This window comes from Kitasatospora sp. NPDC032150 (assembly GCF_055579945.1).
On record NZ_JBVIMH010000003.1, the window covers coordinates 1 to 19,178 of the forward strand.

Annotated in this window: 14 protein-coding genes and 1 pseudogene; 8 read left to right on the plus strand and 7 right to left on the minus strand. The window is 72.2% G+C overall.

The features are described from left to right. Positions 1–162: 162 nt before the first annotated feature. Positions 163–648: pseudogene (locus ACZ5ON_RS04410) on the plus strand (GNAT family N-acetyltransferase); the annotation flags it as partial. A gap of 48 nt (positions 649–696) precedes the next feature. Here ACZ5ON_RS04410 and ACZ5ON_RS04415 read toward each other — a convergent pair. Further along, positions 697–1,863: a DUF418 domain-containing protein gene (locus ACZ5ON_RS04415; RefSeq protein ID WP_465585352.1), complete on the minus strand. Its 1,167-nt coding sequence runs from the start codon at positions 1,861–1,863 to the stop codon at positions 697–699. A gap of 220 nt (positions 1,864–2,083) precedes the next feature. Here ACZ5ON_RS04415 and ACZ5ON_RS04420 point away from each other — a divergent pair, with 220 nt between their 5' ends. Together ACZ5ON_RS04420 and ACZ5ON_RS04425 are read left to right on the plus strand one after the other, a co-directional pair. After that, positions 2,084–4,105 carry an oxidoreductase gene (locus tag ACZ5ON_RS04420; RefSeq protein WP_465585354.1) on the plus strand — a complete coding sequence of 674 codons (2,022 nt, stop codon included), beginning with the start codon at positions 2,084–2,086 and terminating at the stop codon, positions 4,103–4,105. A gap of 218 nt (positions 4,106–4,323) precedes the next feature. Continuing rightward, positions 4,324–4,905 carry a PadR family transcriptional regulator gene (locus ACZ5ON_RS04425; protein ID WP_465585356.1) on the plus strand — a complete coding sequence of 194 codons (582 nt, stop codon included), beginning with the start codon at positions 4,324–4,326 and terminating at the stop codon, positions 4,903–4,905. A 19-nt stretch (positions 4,906–4,924) separates the two neighbouring features. Here ACZ5ON_RS04425 and ACZ5ON_RS04430 read toward each other — a convergent pair whose 3' ends face one another. After that, positions 4,925–6,100 carry an alpha/beta hydrolase gene (locus ACZ5ON_RS04430; RefSeq protein ID WP_465585359.1) on the minus strand — a complete coding sequence of 392 codons (1,176 nt, stop codon included), beginning with the start codon at positions 6,098–6,100 and terminating at the stop codon, positions 4,925–4,927. Positions 6,101–7,197: 1,097 nt separating this feature from the next. On the opposite strand from ACZ5ON_RS04430, the gene ACZ5ON_RS04435 reads away from it, so the two are divergent. Beyond that, a complete protein-coding gene (locus ACZ5ON_RS04435) occupies positions 7,198–7,632 on the plus strand; it encodes a hypothetical protein (protein ID WP_465585363.1) in 435 nt (144 codons plus the stop codon). 81 nt (positions 7,633–7,713) lie between these two features. Here the strand turns inward: ACZ5ON_RS04435 and ACZ5ON_RS04440 are convergent, their stop codons facing one another. Further along, entirely contained in the window at positions 7,714–7,989 is a 276-nt protein-coding gene (locus ACZ5ON_RS04440) for a hypothetical protein (RefSeq protein ID WP_465585367.1), read from the minus strand. 959 nt (positions 7,990–8,948) lie between these two features. Between ACZ5ON_RS04440 and efeO the strand changes: the two genes are divergently transcribed. From efeO to efeU, 3 genes are read left to right on the plus strand one after another with little or no spacing between them, the layout of a single operon-like run. Beyond that, the gene (gene efeO, locus ACZ5ON_RS04445) at positions 8,949–10,088 is read left to right on the plus strand and encodes an iron uptake system protein EfeO (protein WP_465585369.1); all 1,140 of its coding nucleotides are present in this window, start codon (positions 8,949–8,951) and stop codon (positions 10,086–10,088) included. 52 nt (positions 10,089–10,140) lie between these two features. Further along, a complete protein-coding gene (gene efeB / locus ACZ5ON_RS04450) occupies positions 10,141–11,409 on the plus strand; it encodes an iron uptake transporter deferrochelatase/peroxidase subunit (protein WP_465585372.1) in 1,269 nt (422 codons plus the stop codon). Between the two features lie 33 nt (positions 11,410–11,442). Then, complete coding sequence (efeU, locus tag ACZ5ON_RS04455; protein ID WP_465585374.1) at positions 11,443–12,288, plus strand: iron uptake transporter permease EfeU; 846 nt, start codon at positions 11,443–11,445, stop codon at positions 12,286–12,288. Positions 12,289–12,385: 97 nt separating this feature from the next. Here the strand turns inward: efeU and ACZ5ON_RS04460 are convergent, their stop codons facing one another. Then, complete coding sequence (locus ACZ5ON_RS04460) at positions 12,386–12,937, minus strand: GNAT family N-acetyltransferase (RefSeq protein WP_465585377.1); 552 nt, start codon at positions 12,935–12,937, stop codon at positions 12,386–12,388. A 140-nt stretch (positions 12,938–13,077) separates the two neighbouring features. Here ACZ5ON_RS04460 and ACZ5ON_RS04465 point away from each other — a divergent pair, with 140 nt between their 5' ends. After that, positions 13,078–13,587 (plus strand): F0F1 ATP synthase subunit B family protein, encoded by a 510-nt coding sequence (locus tag ACZ5ON_RS04465; RefSeq protein ID WP_465585379.1) that lies wholly within the window; start codon positions 13,078–13,080, stop codon positions 13,585–13,587. A 202-nt stretch (positions 13,588–13,789) separates the two neighbouring features. Here ACZ5ON_RS04465 and ACZ5ON_RS04470 read toward each other — a convergent pair whose 3' ends face one another. The 3 genes from ACZ5ON_RS04470 to ACZ5ON_RS04480 form a co-directional block, all read right to left on the minus strand. Next, positions 13,790–14,026 carry a DUF6296 family protein gene (locus tag ACZ5ON_RS04470; protein ID WP_465585382.1) on the minus strand — a complete coding sequence of 79 codons (237 nt, stop codon included), beginning with the start codon at positions 14,024–14,026 and terminating at the stop codon, positions 13,790–13,792. Between the two features lie 62 nt (positions 14,027–14,088). Continuing rightward, positions 14,089–14,970: a DUF7158 domain-containing protein gene (locus ACZ5ON_RS04475; protein ID WP_465585384.1), complete on the minus strand. Its 882-nt coding sequence runs from the start codon at positions 14,968–14,970 to the stop codon at positions 14,089–14,091. Next, on the minus strand, positions 14,967–19,175 hold the full coding sequence (locus tag ACZ5ON_RS04480) for a glycoside hydrolase family 38 N-terminal domain-containing protein (protein ID WP_465585387.1): 4,209 nt from the start codon (positions 19,173–19,175) through the stop codon (positions 14,967–14,969). The genes ACZ5ON_RS04475 and ACZ5ON_RS04480 overlap by 4 nt, the downstream gene beginning before the upstream one ends. Between the last annotated feature and the right edge of the window lie 3 nt (positions 19,176–19,178).

Sequence of the window (19,178 nt, forward strand, 5' to 3'; positions counted from 1 at the left end):
GCGTCAGCTCGCCCAGGTGCCCCGGCGCGAACACCCCCGCCGCTACCGCGACCACCCGCGTGATGACAGACTTCTCCTGCAACGGGACCCCTGTGATTGATCGACTTTCTTCGCCGATCGTTGATCTACAGGTGTCCCGTTGCCTTGTTCAAGCCCCTTGACCTGCGCACTCATGCCATAACGCAGCGGCGTTGCGGTGATGAGGTGCTGGCGATCTACCGGTGCGGGATCGAGGAGGGGAACTCCACCTTCGAGACGGCGGCGCCCGGCTGGGAGGAGTTCGACGCGGCCAAGCTGCCGGAGCACCGGGCGGTGGCGGTCGACGCCGAGGGCCGGGTGCTCGGATGGGTCGCGGTCTCGGCCGTGTCCGGACGCGCCGCGTACGCGGGCGTGGTCGAGCACTCGGTGTACGTGCACCCCGGGGCGCGCGGCCGGGGCGTGGCCATGGCGTTGCTGCAGGAGTTGATCAAGTCGACCGAGCGGGCCGGGATCTGGACGATCCAGTCGGGCGTGTTCCCGGAGAACACGACCAGTCTGGCGCTGCACCGCCGGGCCGGGTTCCGGGCGATCGGTGTCCGGGAGCGGGTCGGCTGCCATCGGGGCGTGTGGCGGGACGTGGTGCTGATCGAGCGGCGCAGCGCGGTCGTCGGGGGGTGCGGGCAACCCCGCACCCTTCCCCCCGGACCTGTCCGGGCCTCAGCGGACGAAGCGGGCCAGCAGTGTGGCCCGGTGGAGGGCCGCCTCGAGCGGGCCGCGGCGGAACCGGCGGGTCCACGTCCAGGCGAGTACCAGGGCCAGCGCGCTGAAGGCGGCCAGCAGCACGGCGGGTGAGCCGGGAAGGTCGTCCCCGCCCAGGGCCTCGATCAGCACGATGTGCCCGACGTACACGGAGAGCGAGAGCGCGCCCACGGCAGCGACCGGCGCGACCGGCAGCCGGGTGCCGACCGAGGGGCGCCGGGCCAGCAGCGTGGTGCAGGCGACCACGATGCTCACCGCGACGCCGAGCGAGCCCAGGATCTCGAAGGTGGTGCCGCTGTGCGGCGCCGCGGTGAGCAGCCCGGCGGGGTCGCCGGTGTTCACGGTGCCCTCCTCGGCGCCGTTCCACCAGTCCACGTCCGTGGCGACCAGCCGGCAGGCCAGCCAGGCGCCGCCGTAGCCGAGGCCGATCAGCGCCGCTCCCGTGGCGGCCAGTCGGGCGCGCAGCCGGGCGGAGGTCAGATCGAGCCGCCCGAGAGCCATGCCCCCGAGGACGAACGGCATCCAGGTCAGCGCGGGGTAGTTGCCGGTGAGCAGCAGGGCCACCAGCCCCTCGCCACCGCTGAGGTGGGCGATCGGATCGAGTGCGGTGAGCGGCTCGCTCCAGTCCCGGGTGTCGAGGCCGGCGCGGAGCACGAAGGACAGCTGCGGGCCGAGCAGCGCCCAGCTCAGCGCGGCGGTGGCCAGCGGGCCGACCGGCAGCCGGCTCAACGGCAGGGCCAGCAGGAAGTAGAGGCCGTAGTAGGCGAGGATGACGTCGACCGGTGCGTGCACCGCCGTCATCGCGCTGCCGACGGCCAGCAGGATCAGGGCCCGCAGCGCGATCCTGGCCGCGGCCTGCCGACCGGCCCGCCCGACCCGGGGGCTGCGCCCGGCGATCAGCGTCAGCGATACGCCTGCCAGCAGCGCGAAGAGGGCCGAGGCGCGCCCGTGGGCGAACTGGGCGGCCAGGCCGATCGGTCCGTCCTCCCCCTGCACCGGTCCGACGTGGGCGGCGAACATGCCGAGCACCGCCAGGCCGCGCGCCAGGTCGAGGCCGGCCATGCGTCCTGTGGAGGCCGAGTTCGTCGGCCCGGTGGCGATGTTGGTGACTGCATCAGCGGACATGACCCCAGTCTTGGGCCTCCGCCGGCCGGTACGTACATCCATGGGAGGGAAATCGTCCCGCCGGTCAGCAGGGAGTGCGGCGGAGCGCGCGGCGCGTGCAGCAGAACGGCCGCGCGCCCCGGCGGTAAGTGCGCCCCGCAGCTGCGAATGTGCAACTAGTTGCATATCTGCACCCGCCCGCCCTACCGTGAGGCGACGACTTCGCGCGAGGAGGCGCTGGATGACCGCGTACCCCCACCTGCTGAGCCCGCTCGACCTGGGGTTCACCACGCTCCCCAACCGGGTGCTGATGGGTTCGATGCACGTCGGCCTGGAGGAGGCGCCCGGCGGCTTCGAGCGGATGGGCGAGTTCTACGCCGCCCGGGTCCGCGGTGGCGTCGGGCTGATCGTCACCGGCGGGATAGCCCCGAACGAGGAGGGCCGTCCCTGGAGCGGCGGCGCCAAGCTGACCTGTGACCAGGAGGTGGCGCAGCACGCCGTCGTCACCGCCGCCGTGCACCGCGAGGGCGGCCGGATCGCCATGCAGATCCTGCACTTCGGCCGCTACGCCCACCACCCCGACCTGGTCGCGCCCAGTGCGCTGCAGGCGCCGATCAGCCCGTTCACCCCGCGTGCGCTCACCGACGACGAGGTCGAGCGGACCATCGAGGACTTCGTCCGCACCGCCGAACTCGCCCGCCGGGCCGGGTACGACGGCGTCGAGATCATGGGCTCCGAGGGTTACCTGATCAACGAGTTCATCGCGGCCGCCACCAACCGGCGCGAGGACCGCTGGGGCGGCTCGTACGAGAACCGGATGCGCTTCCCGGTCGAGATCGTCCGCCGGGTCCGCGAGCGGCTCGGCCCCGACTTCATCGTCATCTACCGGCTCTCCATGCTCGACCTGGTGCCCGGCGGCTCCGGCCTGGACGAGGTGATCACCCTCGCCAAGGCGATCGAGGCGGCGGGCGCGACCATCATCAACACCGGTATCGGCTGGCACGAGGCGCGCATCCCCACCATCGCCACCTCCGTGCCGCGCGGCGCGTTCGCCTGGGTCACCAAGAAGGTGATGGGCGCGGTCCGGATTCCGCTGGTCACCAGCAACCGCATCAACACCCCGGAGATCGCCGAGCAGTTGCTCGCGGACGGCCACGCCGACATGGTCGCGCTGGCCCGTCCGCTGCTCGCCGACCCGGACTTCGTCGCCAAGACGGAACGCGGCCGGGCCGAGACCATCAACACCTGCATCGGCTGCAACCAGGCCTGCCTGGACCACACCTTCAGCGGGAAGATCACCTCCTGCCTGGTCAACCCCCGTGCCTGCCACGAGACCGAGCTGGTGCTCGGCCCGACCCGCCACCGCAAGCGGATCGCCGTGATCGGCGCCGGTCCGGCCGGCCTCGCGTTCGCGGTCTCCGCCGCCGAGCGCGGTCATGCCGTGACCCTGTACGAGGCGGCCGGCGAGATCGGCGGGCAGCTCAACATCGCCCGCCAGGTGCCCGGCAAGGAGGAGTTCGACGAGACCCTGCGCTACTTCCGCCAGCGGCTGGCGGCCGAGCAGGTCGAACTGCGGCTCGGTAGCGCGGTGACCGCCGACGCGCTCGCGGCCGAGGGCTACGACGAGGTCGTGCTCGCCACCGGAGTCACCCCGCGGACTCCCGAGATCCCCGGCATCGACCACCCCAGCGTGCTGAGCTACCTGGACGTGCTGCGCGACAAGGCCGAGGTCGGCGAGCGGGTGGCGATCCTCGGGGCCGGCGGCATCGGATTCGACGTCGCGTCCTTCCTCACCGACCCAGGGGACGCGGCGGCACTCGACCGCGCGGCCTTCCACCGGCGGTGGGGCATCGACACCGACTACCAGGCTCCCGGTGGTCTCGCCCGGCCGGAGCGGGCCGCCGCCCCGCGCAACGTCCACCTGCTCCAGCGCAAGACCAGCAAGGTCGGCGCCGGGCTGGGGAAGACCACCGGCTGGATCCACCGCACCGAACTCCGTCACCGCGGCGTCACCATGCTCTCCGGTGTGAGCTACCGGCGGATCGACGACGCCGGACTGCACATCACCGTGGACGGCCGCGACGAGACCGTCCCCGTCGACACGGTGGTCGTCTGCACCGGGCAGGAGCCGCGACGCGAGCTGTACGACGCACTGGTCGCGCTCGGCGTCCGGCCGCACCTGATCGGGGGCGCGGACGTGGCCGCGGAGCTCGACGCCAAGCGCGCCATCGACCAGGGCACCCGGCTGGCGGCCGCGCTCTGACCCCTGCGGTCGGGCCCACGTCGGTGGGGCTCTCCTGCGGTGCGATCGGGTATCCCCGCGTCGGGTGCCGATCCGTGCGTGGGGCCCGGCCGCTCGGCCGGCGAAGTCCGTGCGCCGGGCCGGGCTGCCGCCCTCCGAACGGCGCTCCGTGCTCCGGCCCGGGCATCCGTAGGATGCCCTGTGATACCCGTTGGCACCTGCCGGAGGCTCCCCCGACCATGTCGCTGCCGCACGCCATCCTCACCGCCCTGCTGGAGAAGCCGTCCTCGGGGCTGGAGCTGACGCGCCGGTTCGACAAGTCGATCGGCTTCTTCTGGCCGGCCACCCACCAGCAGATCTACCGTGAGCTGGGCAGGTTGGAGGAGGCGGGGCTGATCCGCGAACTGCCTCAGCAGCAGCCGGCCCGCGGCGGACGCAAGGAGTACGAGGTCCTGCCCGAGGGCCGGGACGCGCTGGTGGCCTGGGTCGGCGAGAGCCAGGACCCCAGGCCGGTCCGGGACGCGCTGGTGCTGCGGCTGCGCGCGGCGGCGGTGGTCGGTACGGCGGGAGTCGGCAGCGGGCTCGGTGACGAACTCCTCCGGCACCGTGAGCTGCACCGGCGCCAGCTCGCCGAGTACCGGGAGATCGAGCAGCGCGACTTCGTCTCGGTGGCGGACGACAGAGCCCGCCTGCAGCACCTGGTGCTGCAGGCGGGCATCGGCCTGGAGACGTTCTGGCTCGACTGGCTCGACCAGGCCCTCGCCCAACTCGCCGACGGCGACCTCGACGAGGAACTGGACGGTGACCTGGGGGAGACCTGAGCGGCGGTCTGTACGACGCTCAGTGCTGGGGCGGGATGATCCCGGTCAGCCACTTGAAGGTGGGGACCACGAGCGGCTTCCAGGTCGCGCTCAGGTGCGGCCCGTGGGTTTCGAACGGTGTCACCGAGGTCGGGGACTTCGCCGCCTTCTGCAGTGCCAGCGCGTCCTCCAGGCCGTCGCCCTTGTTACCGGTCTCGTAGAGGGCCACGTTCGGCGGGGTGGCCGCGTGGGTGAGCAGGTACAGCGGGTTGGAGACCTCCCGCAGGTGCGGGTCCTTCGCGGTCAGCGAATCGGACTCCTCCTTCGGGTCGTTGTAGCCGGACATGCTGATCGCGGCCCGGTAGCGGTTGGGGTGCGCCAACGCGAGCCTGGTGGCGCAGTGCGCCCCCGCCGAGTAGCCGGCCAGTGCCCAGTGATCGGGGGAGGCGTCCACCCGGAAGTTGTCCAGCACCATCTGCGGGACGTCCCGCGACAGCCAGGTCTCCGCGTTGACCTTGCCCGGAACGTCCGCACAGCCGGTGTCGGTGTTCTTGCCGAGCAGCGTGACCCGGGGCGAGACCAGGATGAAGGGTGCCACCTGACCGGACTTCATCAGCGGCTCCAACTGCTTGGAGACGTCCATGGTGCCGAACCAGGTGCTGGAGGAGCCGGGGAACCCGGCCAGCAACTCGACCACGGGGAAGGTCTTGTCCTTGTACGCGGGGTCGTCGTACTCCGGCGGCGTCCACACCAGGACCTCACCGTCCACTCCGGAGAGCTGGCCCTTGAGGTCGGTCTCCTTGACGTCCTTGGGGACCGCGCCGTCGTCCACCCCGTGGAAGGACTGGATCACCTTCTGCCGATTCTTGGCGGCACCGGCGTCGGCCGCGATGCCGTTGTCCTTGGGCGGCACCGGAACCGCCCGGACATGGCTGCTGGTGCCCAGCAGATCGCCCCAACTGTCGTAGATCAGGTTCGAGTTGTTGACCATCACGAAAACCATCAGCACGGCAGTGGACTGGCAGAACAGGATCGTCGTCAGATAGCCGAGGAACTGCAGCGGCCCGCGCTTGGCCTGCGATGCCCGGCCCCGGTTGCCGCGCCGGCTCCCCTGACCGCCGCCTCCTCGCCTTGCCCACTGCACCACGGCCAGCACGATGGAGGCCAGGAAGAGGACGATCGTGAGGATGAAGAAGGGAGTACCGGTCAGTTTCATGGCGTTCTTGTATCCAGCTCCTGTGCCGACCGGGCCACTTGCCCGGCTCGTACTGCGTTCGAAGAGTTCACCGGAAGTCGGTGTTCGGTTGCCTGAGGCGCGCAACCGGGCGGCCGCCCGGCGGCCTCGGCGCGTGTCGTCGGTGCCCGGCGGGTGGCCGTCGCCCGGCCCGGTGCCGTCAGTCGGTCTGCTGCCGCCGCCGTCCCGCCCGTTGCGCTAACCCAGGTGCGGCGGCGAGGGTGCCCGGGTGCGCGGTGTTCGACTGCGTGGTGTTCGGCTGCGCAGTGCTTGAGCGCCAGGTGCTCGGGTGCCAGGTGCTCGGGTGCCAGGTTTGCTCGGGTGCGCCGTGCCGAGGTGTTCCAGCTCGGCCGTGCGGCTGGCCGTGAGCCTCTCCACCGCCCCGGCGTGGTGGACTTGGGCGGCGAGCGCAGTACCGAGAACCAACTCAGCCTCCAGGGTGCGATGGCGGGAGGGAGCAAGCGGCGGTCCGCAGAGCCCTGCGCTCTCCCGGAGCACGTCCTCGGTCTCCGCCGGCCTGCCGAGGGCGGTCAGCGCGGCGCCGACGGGGACCACTGCTACCGGATGGTAGCCGCCCTGTCCCCGCGGAGACTGCTCAACATCATCCGGTCCGGCGACCAGGCCCATCTCCAATGCCCCCGTACGCGCGCAGCGGGCAACCACGCCGCTGATCCACACTACTGATGAGAACTACCGAAGAACGCCGGAGCGCGGCACCGACGGGCCCGGACGCCGCCGATCAGGAACCGACCGGCGGGACACCCTCCCACACCCGAACCGCACGCTCAAGATCGGGTCCGCCACTCGTCCGACCCACCGCCAAGTGCTGCCAAAGCACTCGCCAAGTGCCGGTCAGCTACGGCGCGATGGGTGGGCGAACCGGGAGCCGGCCGGCCTGCAACCCGCCGTGCCGGGCCCGGCGCGGCGTAGTACGGAGATCACGTGAGGCCGTGGAGGACATGAGTAAAGATGCCAACGATTCGCGAAATAGGGTGAATCGGCCGGACGGTGGCGGTGCCGGGCCGAGGTGACGGTGTAGGACGTTCACCAACGAGTTCGTCCACCGCTGGGAGCAACCCGTGCACATCGCGAAATTTCTGGCCGCTCCGCTGGCCCTGGGGCTGGCGCTGACCGCGACGACGGTGTCCGTCGCCGCGACGGCGTCGGCCGCCGCCCACCCGTCCCACGCGCGGTTTGCCCGCGCCGTCATGCTCACCAACGCGGACGACGGCCGCACCGTGACTGTGGCGCGCAACGACGTGATCACGGTCAGGTTGACCCATCTCCGGGATCAGGGGCAGACCTGGGTGTGGAGCGCACCAAAGGCCGGCGATCCCACGGTCCTCCAACCGCACGACGCCAGCACCTCTCCGAACGGAGACGCGTCGGCCGGATTCCAGGCGATCAGCCGCGGCACGAGTGACATCACCGCCTTCAGGCACTGCGTTCCCGACCCCGGTCACGTCTGTCCACGGGTCGTCATCCCCTGGCGGGTCACCGTCACCGTGAAGTGACGTAGCGCCCCGACGTCGCACCTGCCGGCGCCCGCGGGCAGCTCCTGGCCCCATCGCGCCGCGAGTGGCCGGTGCGGGGACTCAGCGTGCCTTCAGTGCGGCTTCGCAACTCCGGCAGCGACGGGTCCGCTGGGAGGGCGGGTACCAGGTGGCGCCCGGTTCGCCGGGGCTGTATGGCTCCCGCTCCAGGTCGCTCGTCGTGATGCCGCAGAAGGTGAGCGGGCCCGGATCCTCGGGTACGTCCGGATCGGCCGGGGCAGCGTGGACCCAGCGGATCCGGGCACCCACGTCGACCTCCCCGCTGTCGAGGACCTCGGTCGACGGTTCCAGCTCCAGTAACACGATCACACCACTCATGTCTCAGACCGTGCGGCAGGACACTGGCGGGCGCATCTCGGCGGGTCCCGGTCCGGCGCTCCGCCTCGCTACGCCGTGCCACCCTGCCGGGCGTGGGTGACGCCGCCGCTGCGGTTGCTGCCCACGAGGTACGGCAGTGTGGGCGGGACACCGCTCCCGGACGGATGTGAACGGTTCGGCCGCCGTCCGGACGGGCGGCCCGGACCGGAAGGGGCGACCTCGCTTCCGGATGAACCTGGCGATTCAAGGCGGTAATTCGCCCGCGCGGGAAAATCCGAATTTCCGCCTCTGGTGCCGCAAAAAGTGAAGCTCTGGCGCCAAGGACATGTCAAGTGACGTGGATCATCCGCCAGTTCGGGTCGCGCGGGTTTGGGCTGCCTGATGGGTTGTTTGTAGGGATATGTGCGAGATGGCCGCTTTGGGTGCCTCGGGGCAACCTGGACCACGTCGCTCCGTTGGAAGTGGGTGGCGGGGGGCGTGGGCGGAACCGTCCGGTCGTCCCGGCCCGCGGCGGAGACCGCCGCGTCGCACCCCGCGAGTAGTGCGGCCCGGCCGTCCGGGTTCAGCCGCTCGGCGCCCCCGGCGGCAGGCGCAGTCCGGGGGCCGGTTTGCCGCGGTTCGCCGTGGCTCAGTGCGGCGACCAGGTGCCCCCGACCGAGCGGCTCGGTGACCACGGCCGTCCGAGAAACCCCGTACCACCGATCACCGTACCCGCGTCGCTCCCATCGCTACAGGGTGCCCATGGGGCGAAAGGCCTTGGCGGGTAGTGGTGTTGATGACTGGTAATGGACAGTGGCTGGGCATGGTTCGCGGGTGGGGGATGGGTCATTTGGACGTTAAAGAAATGGTTAAGCTAAGGTATGCCTTAGCTAATCGGGCTGGCTCGGGATTCCGGTCGCGGATCCCGCCGGCTCGGTTTCGCCATGCCCCGCACCGCCCCCGTCAACCGTGGAGCCCCCATGTCTGCCCGCCGTTCCACCGCAGTCACGCTGCTCACACTCGCCGTGGCCACCGCCGTCCTGACCGGCTGCACGGAGCGGAAGAGCGACGCGGACCCGGCCGACGCGGTCCAGGTGAACGCCTCCGACGACGCCTGCGAGCTCTCGAAGACCTCGTTCCCGGGCGGCCATGTGCAGCTGGCGGTCCACAACAAGGGCTCCAAGACCACCGAGGTCTACGTCTACGCTCCGGGCGACCGGATCGTCACCGAGCGGGAGAACATCGGCCCCGGCACCAAGGTGACCATCAACGCCGAGATCAAGGCCGGCTCGTACGAGGTCGCCTGCAAGCCCGGCATGGTCGGGGACGGCATCCGGCAGAAGATCGCCGTCACCGGTGACGGCACGCCGGTCAAGAGCGACCCGCGCCTGGACGCCGCCGTCGCCGCGTACCGCAAGTACGCACAGGAGCAGGCCGACCAGACCATCCCGGTGGTCGAGCGGTTCGCCGCCGCGGTCAAGGCGGGCGAACTGGACCAGGCCAAGTCGCTGTTCGCCCCGTCCCGGGTCGGCTGGGAGCGCACCGAGCCGGTCGCCGAGAGCTTCGGCGACATCGACCCGAAGACCGACGCCCGCGAGGACGGCCTGGAGCAGGGCCAGCAGTGGACCGGCTGGCACCGGCTGGAGAAGTCCCTCTGGGCGGACAACCGGATCGGTGACGACGAGAAGAAGCTGGCCGACCAGCTGGTCGCCGATCTCAAGGACTGGCAGAAGCGGGTCGGCAGCGCCGGGATCACCCCGACCGGCATGGCCAACGGTGCCAAGGAACTCCTGGACGAGGTCGCCACGAACAAGGTCACCGGCGAGGAGGACCGTTACAGCCACACCGACCTCTCGGACTTCGCCGGCAACGTCGAGGGAGCGAAGAAGGCGTACGAGCTCCTGAAGCCGGTCGCCGCAGAGAGGGACGCGGAGCTCGCCGAGACGCTGGACGGCGAGTTCGCCGCGATCGAGGCGCTGCTGGCCAAGTACCGGCAGACCGGCGGCAGTTACGCCTCGTACGACCAGGTCGGCGAGCCGGAGCGGAAGACCTTCTCCGACGCGGTGAACGCGTTGGCCGAGCCGCTTTCCAAGCTGGCCGCCGCGGTCGTCGTCAAGTAGCCCCCAGCTCCTCCTCAAGCACCAGCACCAGTACGGAAGGACCCCGAACGCCGTGGACGAGCGGAAGCAGGCCGAGCAGAGCAGCAGTGCCCCCAGCAGGCGGTCCGTCATCGGCTGGGCGGGCGCCGGGGTCGCGCTGGGTGCGGCGGTCACCGGCTCGGTGGCGGCGGCGGTGCGCGGTGAGCACAGGGCGGTCCAGCTGGTCGACTCCACCACGGACATCCCGTTCTACGGCGACCACCAGGCCGGGATCGCCACCCCCGTCCAGGACCGGCTGCACTTCGCCGCCTTCGACGTCACCACCACCAGCCGCGACGCGCTGGTGCGGATGCTCAAGGAGTGGACCAAGGCGGCCGCCGCGATGACCGGCGGCCGCGAGGTGGGCACGGGCACCGCCGGCGCGCTGCCCGAGGCCCCGCCGGACGACACCGGCGAGGCGCTCGGTCTGCCCGCCTCCCGGCTGACCCTGACCATAGGCTTCGGGCCCGGCCTGTTCGAGAAGGACGGGGTGGACCGCTTCGGACTGAAGGCCAGGCGGCCCGACGCCCTGGTGGAGCTGCCCAGGTTCCCCGGCGACAACCTCGACCCGGCCCGCAGCGGCGGCGACCTGTGCATCCAGGCCTGCGCCGACGACCCGCAGGTCGCCGTCCACGCCATCCGCAACCTGGCCAGGATCGCCATGGGCACGGCGAGCATCCGCTGGTCGCAGCTCGGCTTCGGCAAGACCTCCTCCACCACCCCCGAGGCGCAGACCCCGCGCAACATGATGGGGTTCAAGGACGGCACCCACAACATCGCGGGCACCGACCGGGTGGCGCTGGACGAGCACGTCTGGGTCGCCCCCGGCGACGGCCCGGACTGGATGACCGGCGGTTCCTACCTGGTCGCCCGCCGGATCCGGATGCACATCGAGACCTGGGACCGCGCCTCGCTAAAAGACCAGGAGGACACCTTCGGCCGCACCAAGGCCGAGGGCGCCCCGTACGGCGGGCAGGACGAGCGGGACACCCCGGACCTGGCCGCGATGCCGGAGAAGTCGCACGTCCGGCTCGCCCACCCGGACAGCAACGACGGGCTGATGATCCTGCGCCGGGGCTTCTCGTTCACCGACGGCACGGACGGCCTCGGCCGCCTGGACGCCGGCCTGTTCTTCCTCGCCTACCAGCGCGACACCCGGAAGGCCTTCGTGCCGCTCCAGCAGAAGCTGGCCTCCCGTGACGCGCTCAACGAGTACATCCAGCACGTCGGCTCCGCCCACTTCGCCTGCCCGCCCGGGATCCGCAAGCCGGGCGAGTGGTGGGGGCAGGCCCTGTTCGGCTGACGACTTCCAAACCACCGACCCCAGGAGCCTCCCGTGTTCGGCAACTACCTGATCGGCCTGCGCGAGGGCCTCGAAGCCAGCCTCGTGGTCTGCATCCTGATCGCCTATCTGGTGAAGACCGGCCGCCGCGACCGGCTCGCCCCGGTCTGGGCGGGCATCGGCGCCGCCGTACTGCTCAGCCTGGCCTTCGGAGCCGTCCTCCAGTACGGCTCCACCCAGCTGACCTTCGAGGCGCAGGAGGCGCTCGGCGGCTCGCTCTCGATCATCGCGGTCGGCCTGGTCACCTGGATGGTGTTCTGGATGCGGCGCACCGCCCGTCATCTGAAGGCCGAACTGCACGGCAAGCTGGACGCCGCGCTCGCCATGGGCACCTTCGCGCTGGTGACCACCGCCTTCCTCGCGGTCGGCCGCGAGGGCCTGGAGACGGCCCTGTTCATCTGGACCGCCGTGCAGGCCACCAGCGACGGCGTCCGGCCGCTGGTCGGCGCGCTGCTCGGGCTGGCCACCTCGGTGGTGCTCGGCTGGCTGTTCTACCGGGGCGCACTGAAGATCAACCTGGCCAGGTTCTTCACCTGGACCGGTGCGATGCTGGTCGTGGTCGCGGCCGGCGTCCTCGCCTACGGCGTGCACGACCTGCAGGAGGCGGGCTGGCTCCCCGGCCTGCACGAGCTGCTCTTCGACATCAGTAGCACCATCCCCAAGGAGAGCTGGTACGGCACCCTGCTCAAGGGCGTGTTCAACTTCCAGCCGGACCCGACGGTGCTTCAGGCGGTGGTCTGGACGGTCTACCTGGTTCCGACGCTGTTGCTCTTCCTGCGCCGCGCCTCCGGTCCGGGCCAGGCGGCCAAACCGGTCGCGACCGCGACCGAGGCTTCCTGACGGTGGCCAAGGCCTGATCACCGTCAAGGCGGCCTGGCCGACCGTCACTTGAGAGCCCCCTGCCCGGCTTCGGAGCCGGGCAGGGGGCCTTGTCGCATCAGTCCCGCCGACCGGGCGTGGTGGGGACCCAGTAGCGCCGCACCCCGTCGCGTACGTCCTCCAGCCGGCCGCCGCAGGCCTCGATCACCTTGAGGGACGCCGAGTTGGTGCTGTCGCAGGTGACCAGCGCCGGATCGATGCCCATCCCGGCGGCGATCGGGAGCGCCGCGCGAAGCATCCCGGTGGCATGGCCCCGGCGGCGGGCGGAAGGCCGGACGTCGTAGCCGATGTGGCCGCCGAGCTCCAGCCAGTAGGGCGTGAGCCGGTGCCTGATGGCGATCCGGGCGAGGTAGGTGTCACCGTCCACGTACCAGAAGGTGCTGCACGGTACGTCGTACCGGAGCAGGCTGTCGGGGCCGCACGGGGTGCGGAACCGCTCGACGAACTCGGCGAAGACCTCAGGGTCCTCCCAGCGGTCGCCGTACTCGCGCAGGCACACTCCCGCGGTGGACTCGTCGTCCGGTCCGCCGTGGCCGAGGGCGCGGAACTCCGCCATGGCGGCGAGGAAGGAGGCATGGAACCGGGCATCGGGGGCGATGAGGTGCGGCACCGGATCAGTGTGGCGACTCATCGGCCCTGCCGCACACGGTTTTCAGGCGCGGCGGTCGAGATCCGTTCGGGCCGGGCCGTGACCCGTCGTCAGCTGCCCCTGCCTGAAGGGGCGGAAGACTCCGTGCCTATCATGCGCTCATGGGACCTTTGCGACCGGATACGGCTGAACTCGTCCTCGGCCTCGTGCTGTTCTTCCTGGTCTTCGGCATTCTCGGCATGGCCGTGCTGCCGCGGATCGAGAGGACGCTGGTGGAGCGGGACGACGCGATCGGCGGCGGGATGGATCGCGCGGAGACCGCCCGCGCGGAGGCACAGCGCATCTACGAGGAGTACCAGGCGGAGCTCCAGGCAGCCCGTCACGAGGCGTCCCGGCTCCGCCAGGAAGCCGCGGAGGAGGGCGCCGCGCTGCTCGCGGCGATCCGCGCCGAGGGGCAGCAGCAGCGCGACCGGATGGTGGCGGAGGCCAAGGTGCAGCTGGCCGCCGACCTGGTCATCGCCGAGGCCGAGCTGCGCGAGGACGTCATCGCCGTCGCCACCGAGCTGGCCGGCCGGGTCGTCGGTGAGCCGCTGGCCGACCTGCCGGGAACGCGTGCCGTCGCCGACGCGTTCCTCGCCGAGGTGGATGCCGGGGCCGTCGGCAAGTCCTGAGTACCGCGTACCGCGACCGACCGCGAACGACCGCCGGGCCGATGGGCTCGGCGGTCGTTCCGTGATCAGGGGAGGCTCTCGGAACCGGGGAGCACCTCCGGCCGGGCGAGCGCCAGGTTGCCGAAGCGGGCGGACCCGTCGACCGGGCGCGGAATCCCGCAGCCGGGTGGACGGTGCCCGTGACGCGAGGGCCGGTCGAGGCTCAGGGCATGGCCTCCGCGTGCACCGGGGTGCGCGGTGTCTGGTGACCGCCACTGGCCAGCATGCGGACCTCGCCGCGATCGCTGATCTCGGCTCTGACGATTCCGGAGTCGTCGGCATAGACGGGATGGCCGCCGGGGCCGTCCACGCCCGTGTCCTTGACGACGACCACGTCCTGCGGGCGATGGCTGCCCGGTTCGCCGGGGAACGTCAGTGCGTACCGTCGTACTCGACCCATGACCGGCCTCCTCAGCTGGCCCCACCGTCCATCGTACGGAGGGTGGGGCCGCGGGGAAGAGGTCAGTGCCGGTGGTGGTTGTCCGGCTGGGCCGGGTCGCCGGGGTGCTCCAGGCCCGGTACCAGCCGCAGCCGGTGCGCGCGGGCGTGGTCGAGCCAGCGGACGAAGGCGATCCGGCGGGCGGCTTCCAGCAGCTCCGGGGCCGGGTCGGACGGAGCGGCCGGGGCGACGCGTACGGTGAGCAGGGTGGCGGTCCAGCCGTCCACGCTGACCGTGCCCCCGGGGCCGGCCGTGCGCAGCGCGGCGGCCAGGGCGAGCGGCAGTGTCTGCGGCCGGGCGTCGAACTCCCCGTCCGGTGTGGAGATCCGCCAGATCGGCCCGTTCCCGTCCGGCCCAGCCCCGTCGGGTCGCTCCCCGTCCGGCCGGTCCTCGAGGGCGGAGCGGTATGCGGCGACCTCGGCGGGTGAGACCGTGACGTCGGCCGTCACCGCGCGGTACACGGCTCGTACGGCGGCGCTTCCCTCGAACGCGGCGGCGGCGATCGAGCCGAGCTCGACGGCGGCCCGCTGGTGCAGCCGGAAGGGTGGCGCCCCGACACGACCACCGTCCTCAGCCTCGCCGGCCAGTCCGCGTGCCGCAGCCTCGGCGGCACAGAGCCGCTCGGTGAGCACCACCTGGGCGACCCAGCGGGTCAGCTGCCGGTCCTCGGCGCTACCCGGGACGGGCAGCGCGGAGGACCGGGGCCCGTTGCGCAGGACGGTCAGCCGGCGGTCGAGCTCGGCCCGGGGCAGCGGCCGGCCGTCCAGCAGGCCGAGGATCCCGGGCGCGGAGTTCCCGTGCCCGTGCGGATGCCCTCGGCGCTGCCCGTGGCCGTCCGCCTGCTCGTGACCGGGCGGGTGCGGGTGCACGTGCAGCTCGCCGGACCGGCGCGGTGCGGCGCTCACGGGGCGATCACCAACTCGACGGTCGGCGCGTACTGGCAGCGGCCGAACCACATCACCTTCGCCAGTGCCCAGTACGCCCCGGCCTCGGCGCCGCGGGGGACGGCCACCTCGAACGCGATCGTCCGCTCGGCATCGGCCGGAAGGGTGAATCCGCGCACCGGTTCGGTGATCGCCTGCCACGTCCCCCACGGGGAGACCAGCTGCAGCTCGCCCCGGATCTCCCCCCGGGTGCGGTTGGCGAGCACGATGCCCAGCTCAGCCCGGCCACCCGGCGTCAGCCTCAGCGAGGTGCTGGTGACGTCCACCGCGAGGCCGGTGTCCCGGCCACCGGTGGCCTTGGTCCCCTGGGCCACGGTCCAGTCCTCCGGGACCTCGCCCGGCACCGGCAGCATCCCCGGCAGGTCACCGACCGCGATGGTGGCGACGTCCTCGAACGACTGCCCGGCGTGCTCCACCCGGGCGGCCGCGAAATACAGACCGGGTGCGGCGTTGGCCGGCGGCCGGAGCGTCACCGGGAAGCGGAGATGACCCGCGGCCTCCAGCCGGTACGGCCGGCGCCCGCAGCTGACTTCCCACCCGTCCGGCGCCAGCAGGCTCACGGTGCCCTCGACCGCCGTGTCGCGCAGCTGGGAGGCGAGCACCACCGAGACCTCCACCGGATCGCCGTCCGTGCGCAGCAGCCCCGGCGAGAGGCCGACCGAGACCGGCAGGTACCCCATCGGGGCCGGGCCCCGGTTGTGCAGCCAGTACCGGGAGTGCACGGGTTGCGCAGTCTCGGCGACCGGCCCGAGCTCCGCCGCCCCGGCCGCGGACCCGGTGGGCTCCGGCACGCCGACCACGGTCGCGACCTCCGAGCCGTGCAGCGCCGGGGCAGCCGTGAGCGGTTCGCCGGCCCGCTCCAGGAGGTCGGCCGTGCGCAGCCCGGTGAACCGCAGCGCGCCCTCCAGTCGTACGGCGCGGCCGAGGCCGGTGGACTCGACCAGGCGAAGCGTCACCCCGGCGGCCGGGTCGACGTCCGTCGCCGAGCCCCGGGCGATCGGGTTGCCGGTCGGCTTGAGGGCGCCGAGCAGCACCTCGCGCTCCGGGTGGATCCGCAGGTTGGCGAGTCGGGCCGGGAGCGGACCCGGGTGCGCGGGGACGAGCCGGGGGTGCAGCGGGTGGTTGAACTCCTGGCCCTGCGCGGGGAGCGCCAGCGCCCGCCAGTCGCCGTCACCGGACACCAGCGAGTAGCTGAAGTCGTGGGTCCAGTGCTGGAGTTGGAAGGAAGCTCCGTCGGGCAGGGTGCGCCGCGGCGGGTCGATCCAGACCCCGGACGGCCAGCCGGTGCAACTGCGCATCAGAGAGAGGTGCAGGGCGCCGGTCGGGTCCACGGCGAAGCCGGGCAGGCCGAAGGTGAGCAGGGCGACGGTGTGGTCGGTGAGCAGTTCGCCCTCCGCCACGGCGCCCGGGCAGACGGCGAGGACGCGGGCGTCGCCGAGGTCCTCGGCGAGCGCGGCGGGATCGGTCACCACCAGGGTGGGCAGCGCGCGCAGGTCGCGCAGGTCGGCGCCGGGCTGCCACATCTCGTGCAGCGGTTTGTCGGCCGGCACCCACACCCGCCCGTGCGCCCGGAGCGCGGCCGCGTACTCGGCGCCCGCCCGTTCCAGCAACTCCCTTGCGGCGCCGTTGACTTCCGGGCCGCCCAGGACGATGCGGAAGTCCGGGAGGTTGGAGTCGACGTCCAGCCAGCCGTAGCGGGACCAGTCGGAGCTCGCGGTGGTCGCGGTGACGCCGGCCCGGGCCAGGGCGACGACCAGCTCGCGGGCCGAGGCGGCGTCCTCCAGCGACGGGACCACCACCTCGGCGACGCCGAGCGCCCGTTCGCCGATCGGCGCGCCGGCCAGGTCGGAGAGTGCGACGCGGGCGGTGGCGCTCAGCCCGAACCAGGTGTTGGCCGGGTTGTCCAAGGTCCACGGAGCCTCGGCCGAGTCGACGTCCGGCAGTGCGAACCCGCGGCCGACCACGGCGCCCGCCACCTCGCTGACCGGCAGCGTGCCCGGCAGGTCGACCGGGAAGCGCAGCCGAAGCAGCCGGTCGGCGCCGGCGTAGTCCACCACCCGGGTCCGGCAGTCGACCCGCTCGACGCCGTGCCAGAGGGTGACCGACTGTTCGTAGGAGATGCCGTCGACGGTGCCGCCGATCACCAGGCGCTCGCCCAGCGGGCCGGTCTCCCGGCGGACGGTCGCGCCGCCGGAGCCGGCGCCGACCACCGGGCCCTTGGGGACCAGGTGCCAGGGGCCCTCGCCGAAGTCCGGGTGCTGCGGGTACTCCTCGTACACCCGCAGCTCGTTGCCGATCCGCCCGTCCTGGATCAACTCCCGTCCGTGGCGCAGGTCGTGGATGCTGGACAGGCCGCCGCCCCGGGCGGGGTCGGCGGTGACCCGGTAGCGCTCGTTGCGGATGGTCAGGCCTTGGGCGGGCTGCCAGGCGGCGTCCGGTGTGCCGTCCACCAGCCGCCAGGTCCGCCAGCCGAGGGCCGGGACGTCCTCGGCGAGGAAGCGCAGGACGCCCCGGTCCACCGCGCAGGGCACCTCGGCGCCGGTGTCGTCCAGCACCCGGCCGCCGGCGTCACCCTCAGGCAGTCGGATCTCCACCGGCGCTGAGCGGTCGAACGAGAGGGTGTTGGCGACCACCACGGCCCTGCCCTCGCCGGTGGTGTCGATCCGGCCGGCCAGTGCGTCAAGTGCGGTGTCCCGGACGGTGGTGGCCAGGTCGTGTGCCTCCCGCCAGCCCGCGAGCAGGTCGATGTACACCTGGTCCGACTCGGAGCCGGTGATCGCGTCATGGTGGGCGCCGTAGGCGAGTTGGCGCCAGACCTTGTCGAGCGCGGCCTGCGGGTAGCGGCCCAGGCCCTGGAGGGCGGCCAGGGTGGCGAGCTTCTCGGCGTCCACGGCGGCCACCTCACCCGCCCGCTGGGCCTGCTTGGTGTCGATGTAGGAGACGTCCTTGCCGGTGTAGACCGGGTTCATGTCCCGGGTCTGCGGGCTGGGACGCCGTCCGGTGGCGTCGAGTTCGGCGCGGACGGCGGAGAGGAAGTCGCGCGGGGTGCCGCAACTGAACCGTGGCCAGACGTACTTGGCCGCCCAGGAGCGGTGGATCTCGGTGACCCACTTGTTGGGCGGGGTGTAGTCGGTGCCGACGGGCAGCAGCAGGTTCCGCGTCGCGCCGACCGGCTTGAGCTTGCGGTACAGCTCGTAGACGGCCTGCTCGGCGCTGGCCAGGTCGGGGGAGGAGTCCATCCACCAGCCGGCCGAGTAGTGGTGCGGCATGAAGTGGGTGAGCACCCCGCGCCCCGAGGGCGAGATCCACTCGAACTCGCTCGGGAACTGCATCACCGTGGCGTCGTCCTTGGCCGTGCGGAAGTTCTTCTGGATCGGCCCCCACTGGTGGAACGGCCCGCGCGCCCAGGCGCTGCCGGTCAGCCCGGCCGCGTCCAGGTAGCCCGGGAACTGCGGGTCGTGGCCGAAGACGTCCAGTTGCCAGGCGGTCTGCGGATCGCCGCCGAGGATCTCGCGTTGGTAGCCGATGCCGTAGACGATGTTGCGGATGGTGCTCTCGGCGCCGGTCAGGTTGGTGTTCGGCTCGTTGTAGGTGCCGCCGACCAGTTCGACCTGGCCGCGCTCCAGCAGCCGCCGCAGATCGGCGCGGCGCTCCGGGTGCTGGTCGAAGTACGGCTTCAGATAGTCGATCTCGGCGAGCACGAACTTGTAGACCGGGTCGCGGAGCGCCAGGTCCAGGTGCGCGTCGACCAGCGCGAAGCCGTTGCGCTCCCACAGCGGCCGGGTGGTGGCGTCGCCGGAGAGCAGCTCCCACGGCGAGGTGTAGGCGGCCTGGGTGTTCCACCAGACCGGGTCGTAGTGGAAGTGCGAGACCAGGAACACGGTCCACCCGGGCTCGGCGACCTCGACGGTGGCCTCGGCCACGGCGTTCCCGGCCGCCACCGTGACCGGGAACCGGGCGCCGACCACCGGATCGGCGACGGTGAGCGGGACGTCGACCACGCCCGTGCCGGTGGCCTCGCCGCTGACGCCGGGCCCGGTGACGGTGACCCGGACGGGCGGGCCGTCGGCGGTCGTGTCCAGGGTCACGCGCAGTACCTGGCGGGGGGCGTCCTCGGTGCCGACGAACAGGTCGGTGTTCTCCACGGCGGTGATGGCGACCGGCACGGG